We start from the raw sequence: 7,244 nt of genomic DNA, 5'->3' as shown, positions 1-7,244 counted from the left end.
AGCTCTTTGCATTTACCTATGGAGAAGAGATTCCTAAGCTTCTCGGCATTTCTAAAATACCTGCAGAAGACGTCTGTCAGTCGTCTACATTACTCCAACATAAGTTCTAAAAACTAACCTTTAACCGCATTCAAACGTCTCACACTAACTTCCACCATAGCGGAACTTAATCTGAAACGCTTTCAGATGAGGGGATTTTTTGCGCTCTTTTTTTCTATTCTTTTCGGCTACAAAAGCGATGAAATCAAGCATGATTAAAACCAGTGGAACTTACCCTGACACGGATTTCCACTGGTTTTTACGATTTTTATCAGACTAACTTCCACTTCTACTAGCGGTGGAACTTAGTTTGGGAATTTACCATTTTATTGAAAGTTTTCCTTTTGTGGTATAATAGATAAAGTGAGGAAATCCATGCAAAATCAATTAAATGAATTAAAACGAAAAATGCGGGAATTTTTCCAGCAAAAACAAAAAAATAAAAAATCAGCTAGCCCTGGCAAGAAAGGTTCAAGTACCAAAAAATCTAAAACCTTAGATAGGCCAGCCATCTTACCAGCTATTTTACTGAGTATAAAAGCCTTATTTAACTTACTCTTTGTACTCGGTTTTCTAGGAGGAATGTTGGGAGCTGGGATTGCTTTGGGGTACGGAGTGGCCTTATTTGACAAGGTACGGGTGCCTCAGACAGAAGAATTGGTGAATCAGGTCAAGGACATCTCTTCTATTTCAGAGATTACCTATGCGGATGGGACGGTGATTGCTTCCATAGAGAGTGATTTGTTGCGCACTTCTATCTCATCTGAGCAAATTTCGGAAAATCTGAAGAAGGCTATCATTGCGACGGAAGATGAACACTTCAAAGAACATAAGGGTGTAGTACCCAAGGCGGTGATTCGTGCGACCTTGGGGAAATTTGTAGGTTTGGGTTCCTCTAGTGGGGGTTCAACCTTGACCCAGCAACTGATTAAGCAGCAGGTAGTTGGAGATGCGCCGACCTTGGCCCGTAAGGCGACAGAGATTGTGGATGCTCTTGCCTTGGAACGCGCCATGAATAAGGATGAGATTTTAACGACCTATCTCAATGTGGCTCCCTTTGGCCGAAATAATAAGGGGCAGAATATTGCAGGGGCTCAGCAGGCAGCTGAGGGGATTTTCGGTGTAGATGCCAGTCAGTTGACGGTTCCTCAAGCAGCATTTTTAGCAGGACTTCCACAGAGTCCCATTACTTACTCTCCTTATGAAAATACTGGGGAGTTGAAGAGTGATGAAGACTTGGAAATAGGCTTGAGACGGGCTAAGGCAGTTCTTTACAGTATGTATCGCACAGGTGCCTTAAGCAAGGACGAGTATTCTCAGTACAAGGATTATGACCTTAAACAGGACTTTTTACCATCGGGCACGGTCACAGGAATTTCACGAGACTATTTATACTTTACAACTTTGGCAGAAGCTCAAGAACGTATGTATGACTATCTAGCTCAGAGAGACAATGTCTCCGCTAAGGAGTTGAAAAATGAGGCAACTCAGAAGTTTTATCGCGATTTGGCAGCCAAGGAAATTGAAAATGGTGGTTATAAGATTACTACTACCATAGACCAGAAAATTCATTCTGCCATGCAAAATGCGGTTGCTGACTATGGCTATCTTTTAGACGATGGAACAGGTCGTGTAGAAGTAGGGAATGTCCTGATGGACAACCACACAGGTGCTATTCTAGGCTTTGTAGGTGGTCGTAATTATCAAGAAAATCAAAATAATCATGCCTTTGATACCAAACGTTCGCCAGCTTCTACTACCAAGCCTTTGCTGGCCTACGGTATTGCTATTGACCAGGGCTTGATGGGAAGTGAGACGATTCTGTCTAACTATCCAACAAATTTTGCCAATGGCAATCCGATTATGTATGCTAATAGCAAGGGAACAGGAATGATGACCTTGGGAGAAGCTCTGAACTATTCATGGAATATCCCTGCTTACTGGACTTATCGTATGCTCCGTGAAAAGGGTGTTGATGTCAAGGGTTATATGGAAAAGATGGGCTACGAGATTCCTGAGTACGGTATTGAGAGCCTGCCGATGGGTGGTGGTATTGAAGTCACAGTTGCCCAGCATACCAATGGCTATCAGACCCTAGCAAATAATGGTCTATATCATAAAAAACACGTGATTTCTAAAATTGAAGCAGCAGATGGTAGAGTGGTGTATGAGTATCAGGATAAACCAGTTCAAGTCTATTCAAAAGCTACTGCGACAATTATGCAGGGCTTGCTGCGAGAAGTTCTATCCTCTCGTGTGACAACAACCTTCAAGACGAATCTGACTTCTTTAAATCCTACTCTGGCTAATGCAGATTGGATTGGGAAGACTGGTACAACCAACCAAGACGAAAATATGTGGCTCATGCTTTCGACACCTAGATTAACCCTAGGTGGCTGGATTGGGCATGATGATAATCATTCATTGTCACGTAGAGCAGGTTATTCCAATAACTCTAATTACATGGCTCATCTGGTAAATGCGATTCAGCAAGCCTCCCCAAGTATTTGGGGGAACGAGCGCTTTGCTTTAGATCCTAGTGTCGTAAAATCCGAAGTCTTAAAATCAACAGGTCAAAAACCAGGGAAGGTTTCTGTTGAAGGAAAAGAAGTAGAGGTCACAGGTTCGACTGTTACCAGCTATTGGGCTAATAAGGCAGGAGCGCCAACGACCAGTTATCGCTTTGCTATTGGTGGAAGTGATGCGGATTATCAGAATGCTTGGTCTAGCATTGTGGGGAGTCTACCAACTCCATCAAGCTCCAGCAGTTCAAGTAGTAGCTCAAGTGCTACACGACCTTCTGCTTCAAGGACAAGACGATAAGTTCTATGAACTGTGCTAAATGAAGTGGCTAATCAATGGATTGCCACTTTTTTCTTTTTTCCTTTCGTGTTACAATAAAGGTATGAATCAGTATCAGAAAAAGATTGTTAAAGGAACTATTTATTCGCTCCTATCTGGCTTAATATGGGGAATCTGTGGAATTTTAGGAGAGTATTTCTTTACTCATTATCAGGTGTCTTCGGGTTGGATTACCTCAATGCGTTTAACACTGGCAGGGGGTCTTGTACTCATTTGGTCTGCAATACAATTAAAATCGCAAGTGTTAGATATTTGGCGAGACAAGAAAAATTACCTACCCTTTCTAGCCTATGCTATTTTGGGAATTTTTTCAGTCCAGTATTTTTTCTATCTCTGTGTAGAATATTCAAATGCAGCGACTGCAACTATTTTACAGTTTATTAGTCCAGTTTTTATCCTCTTTTACAATCGCTTGGTTTATCAAAAACGAGCGTCAAAAAGCGCTATTTTTTATGTTTTAGTTGCCATGTTGGGTGTTTGCCTGATGGCGACAAAGGGAGATCTCTCTCAGTTATCCATGACACCACTAGCGCTTGTGACAGGTCTGCTGAGTGCCATGGGGGTCATGTTTAATGTCATCTTGCCCCAACCTTTTGCGAAGCGCTATGGTTTTGTACCTACGGTTGGGTGGGGGATGATTTTGGCCGGTTTATTTAGCAATGTCCTCTCGCCGGTTTACCAGCTTTCCTTTACTCTTGATATTTGGAGTATCTTGATTTGTCTCATTATCGCTTTCTTTGGAACGGCTTTTGCCTTTTTTATTTCCATGAAGGCCGTTTCCTTGGTTTCTCCTTTGGTGGTTTCCGTTATCAGTGCCAGTGAACCTCTCTCTTCTGCCCTTTTGAGTGTTTTATTTTTAGGATTGGTAGTGGATTGGTCCCTTCTTCTAGCTATGGCCCTGATTATTTTGCCTATGATTTTTCTATCGATAGAAGAAGCGAAAGAAAGTAAATAAAAAGTCTTTTCTTAATTCTAAAAGTGTGCTATACTAGAATAGTCAATAAAACACGGGGAGATAGTTGTGAAGAGTGTTTTTAGGTTGTATCGGTAGGGGCTTGCTTTTACCGACAGCACGTTTTATCTCACATCCCTAAAAATCATACCTAAAAACAAACAAAAAGGCTTCAAATTTGAGGCCTTTTTTGGTAGAATAGGTATCATTAAAATGAACTAGGAGGCGCCTATGACTGCTACAAAAATGAACGCACAAGAAATTATCCAATTTATCGCCAATGCTGAAAAGAAAACCAGTGTGAAAGTAACCTTTGAGGGACAACTCGCAACTGCTGTACCAAGCTCTGTTGTCAAACTAGGGAATGTCCTATTTGGAGACTGGAAGGACGTGGCTCCTCTTCTCGATGGTTTGGTAGAAAATCAAGACTATGTTGTTGAGCAAGATGCTCGTAATTCTGCAGTTCCTTTGCTAGATAAACGTGCTATCAATGCTCGTATCGAGCCAGGTGCTATTATCCGTGATCAGGTTGAAATTGGTGACAATGCTGTTATCATGATGGGTGCTGTTATCAATATCGGTGCTGAAATTGGTGCAGGAACTATGATTGACATGGGGGCTATCCTTGGTGGCCGTGCTATCGTTGGGAAAAATAGTCATGTTGGTGCAGGTGCAGTTTTGGCAGGTGTGATTGAGCCAGCTAGCGCAGAACCAGTCCGTGTTGGAGACAATGTTCTCATCGGTGCCAACGCAGTGGTTATCGAAGGGGTCCAAATCGGTAGTGGTTCAGTTGTCGCAGCAGGAGCTATTGTTACCCAAGATGTCCCAGAAAACGTGGTGGTGGCAGGCGTTCCAGCTCGTATTATCAAAGAGATTGATGCCCAAACCCAACAAAAAACAGCGCTAGAGGATGCGCTTCGTACCTTGTAATTGTAAAAGAAAAATAGAGGCGGAACCCTTTTTCCAGCCTCTTTCTGCTATATAGGAGGATAGATAGATGTTAGATTTGATTCAGACTAGACGAGATTTGCACCAGATTCCAGAGATTGGCTTGGAGGAGTTCAAGACTCAGGCTTATTTGCTGGATGTGATTGAGAAATTGATCGCGGGCAAGAATTTTGTCCAAGTTCGTACTTGGCGGACAGGTATTTTGGTTTACTTGCAGGGAAGTCAACCAGAGCGTACCATTGGTTGGCGGACAGATATTGATGGCCTGCCGATCATCGAGCAAACAGGCCTTCCTTTCGCCTCTCAGCACCAAAGTCGTATGCATGCTTGTGGACATGATTTTCATATGACTATTGCCTTAGGCTGTCTTGAGCGAGCCCTTGAGGAGCAACCAAAGAACAATCTGCTCTTTCTGTTTCAACCTGCTGAAGAAAATGAAGCTGGCGGCATGCTCATGTATGAGGCTGATGCTTTTGGAGACTGGTTGCCAGACCAGTTTTATGGGCTTCATGTTCGGCCAGATTTGAAGGTTGGTCAGATTGCGACCAATACTCATACACTCTTTGCAGGGACTTGCGAGGTGAAGATCCGTTTCAAGGGCAAAGGAGGACACGCAGCCTTTCCACATGAAGCTAATGACGCCTTGGTGGCGGCTAGTTACTTTGTGACCCAGGTGCAGTCAGTTGTCAGCCGCAATGTCAACCCAATCGAGGGAGCAGTGGTGACCTTTGGCGTTTTTCAGGCTGGAACAACCAACAATGTTATCACAGACACAGCCTTTTTGCATGGAACTATTCGGGCCTTGACTCAGGACATGAGTCTCTTGGTACAAAAGCGGGTCAAAACAGTTGCAGAAGGGGTTGCAGCTGCCTTCGATATGGAAGTCGAAGTGGAACTCAAACAAGGGGGTTACCTGCCTGTTGAGAATAATCCAGTCTTGGCGCGTGAACTGATGGACTTCTTTGAAGAAAAAGAGGGGATTGAGTTAATTGATATTGAACCTGCTATGACAGGTGAAGACTTTGGTTATCTCCTTTCAAAGGTTGATGGTGTTATGTTCTGGCTTGGTATCGATAGTCCCTACGCCCTTCATCACCCTCAGATGAGTCCTAAGGAAGAAGCATTAGCTATTGGGGTGGATGCGGTTTCTAGTTTCCTGAAAAAGAAGGCGGCAGAGTAGAGGGCTTGTCTATGAAAGCAGAATTACGCAAGCAAGTCTTGCAAGAAATGAAGGCTATATCTCAAGAGCAAAAACAGGCTATGGATCAAGCTTTAACGGATCAATTTTTGAAACATCCCTTCTACCAAGAAGCCAAGGTCATCGCAACCTACCTCTCTTTTCCTCATGAGTTTCAAACGCAGGAACTGATTGAGCAGGCGTTGAAGGACGGCAAGAAGGTTCTGATACCCAAAACCTATCCCAAGGGGCGCATGGACTTTGTGGTCTATGATCCGCAGCAGTTGGTAAAAACTTCCTTTGGCTTACTGGAACCACAGGGAGATTTGGAAGTGGTGGATGCCTCTCGGATTGATTTGATTCATGTTCCGGGGCTGGTTTTTACGACGGAAGGATATCGGATTGGATACGGTGGAGGTTATTATGACCGCTATCTGGAACATTTTTCTGGTCATACTTTGAGTACAGTTTATCCTTGTCAAATTCGGGACTTTAGCCCTGAAAATTATGATATTCCTGTTCAGGAGGTACTGATTGATGAAAGAAATCTTTGATAGGCGTTACCCTGTGACGAGTTTCTTTCTCTTAGTGACGGCCTTGGTATTTCTACTAATGTTGGTGACCACAGGAGGAAACTTTTATAGGGCAGATACCCTATTTCGATTTGGAGCCATGTATGGGCCTGCTATTCGGATCTTTCCCGATCAGATTTGGCGTCTCTTTTCTGCCATTTTTGTTCATATTGGGTGGGAGCATTTCATTGTTAATATGCTTTCGCTCTATTATCTTGGTAGGCAAGTAGAGGAAATTTTCGGATCCAAGAAGTTTTTCTTTCTCTATCTCTTATCTGGAATGATGGGCAATCTCTTTGTTTTTGTATTTAGTCCAAAATCCTTAGCAGCAGGAGCTTCTACTTCTCTCTATGGGCTATTTGCTGCAATTATTGTTCTTCGCTATGCCACTCGTAATCCTTATATCCAGCAGTTGGGGCAATCCTATCTGACACTTTTTGTGGTTAACATTATTGGAAGTGTTCTGATTCCAGGAATCAGTCTAGCAGGTCATATCGGAGGTGCAGTTGGTGGCGCATTTCTAGCAATTATCTTTCCAGTTCGAGGAGAAAGATGGATGTATCGTACTAGCCAGAGGTTAGGAGCGTTAGTGTTGTTCGTAGGACTCGCAGTCTTACTTCTCTACAAGGGAATGGGAATGTGAAGAAGTTGGAAGACAATTTGTGTAATGAAAAAAGATAAGGCATTTTTTGAA

General features: G+C 43.1%; 6 protein-coding genes. All 6 read left to right on the top strand.

Annotation, left to right across the window (positions count from 1 at the left end):
- The first annotated feature begins 414 nt into the window (after positions 1-414).
- The 6 genes from pbp1b (at position 415) to SMIDD28_RS09490 (ending at position 7,193) form a co-directional block, all read left to right on the top strand.
- A complete protein-coding gene (gene pbp1b, locus SMIDD28_RS09515; RefSeq protein WP_061425759.1) occupies positions 415-2,862 on the top strand; it encodes a penicillin-binding protein PBP1B in 2,448 nt (815 codons plus the stop codon).
- Positions 2,863-2,944: 82 nt separating this feature from the next.
- A complete protein-coding gene (locus tag SMIDD28_RS09510; RefSeq protein ID WP_061425856.1) occupies positions 2,945-3,856 on the top strand; it encodes a DMT family transporter in 912 nt (303 codons plus the stop codon).
- 228 nt (positions 3,857-4,084) lie between these two features.
- The gene (gene dapD, locus SMIDD28_RS09505; protein ID WP_000127460.1) at positions 4,085-4,783 is read left to right on the top strand and encodes a 2,3,4,5-tetrahydropyridine-2,6-dicarboxylate N-acetyltransferase; all 699 of its coding nucleotides are present in this window, start codon (positions 4,085-4,087) and stop codon (positions 4,781-4,783) included.
- A gap of 67 nt (positions 4,784-4,850) precedes the next feature.
- Entirely contained in the window at positions 4,851-5,981 is a 1,131-nt protein-coding gene (locus tag SMIDD28_RS09500) for an N-acetyldiaminopimelate deacetylase (RefSeq protein WP_061425758.1), read from the top strand.
- A gap of 11 nt (positions 5,982-5,992) precedes the next feature.
- Positions 5,993-6,532, top strand: a complete 540-nt coding sequence (locus SMIDD28_RS09495; RefSeq protein WP_061425757.1) for a 5-formyltetrahydrofolate cyclo-ligase — start codon at positions 5,993-5,995, stop codon at positions 6,530-6,532.
- On the top strand, positions 6,516-7,193 hold the full coding sequence (locus SMIDD28_RS09490; RefSeq protein WP_061425756.1) for a rhomboid family intramembrane serine protease: 678 nt from the start codon (positions 6,516-6,518) through the stop codon (positions 7,191-7,193). Before SMIDD28_RS09495 ends, SMIDD28_RS09490 begins: the two co-directional genes overlap by 17 nt.
- Positions 7,194-7,244 lie beyond the last annotated feature (51 nt).

It is taken from the genome of Streptococcus mitis (assembly GCF_001579045.1).
GTDB classification, from domain to species: Bacteria; Bacillota; Bacilli; order Lactobacillales; family Streptococcaceae; genus Streptococcus; species Streptococcus mitis_D.
The sequence above is the reverse complement of the archived record's forward strand: the minus strand, read 5'-3'. Positions and strand labels throughout refer to the sequence as shown.

Excerpts from the sequence above, each read along its gene's own strand:
- pbp1b (WP_061425759.1), top strand. The coding sequence starts at position 415 with ATGCAAAATCAATTAAATGAATTAAAACGAAAAATGCGGGAATTTTTC.
- SMIDD28_RS09510 (WP_061425856.1), top strand. The coding sequence starts at position 2,945 with ATGAATCAGTATCAGAAAAAGATTGTTAAAGGAACTATTTATTCGCTC.
- dapD (WP_000127460.1), top strand. The coding sequence starts at position 4,085 with ATGACTGCTACAAAAATGAACGCACAAGAAATTATCCAATTTATCGCC.
- SMIDD28_RS09500 (WP_061425758.1), top strand. The coding sequence starts at position 4,851 with ATGTTAGATTTGATTCAGACTAGACGAGATTTGCACCAGATTCCAGAG.
- SMIDD28_RS09495 (WP_061425757.1), top strand. The coding sequence starts at position 5,993 with ATGAAAGCAGAATTACGCAAGCAAGTCTTGCAAGAAATGAAGGCTATA.
- SMIDD28_RS09490 (WP_061425756.1), top strand. The coding sequence starts at position 6,516 with ATGAAAGAAATCTTTGATAGGCGTTACCCTGTGACGAGTTTCTTTCTC.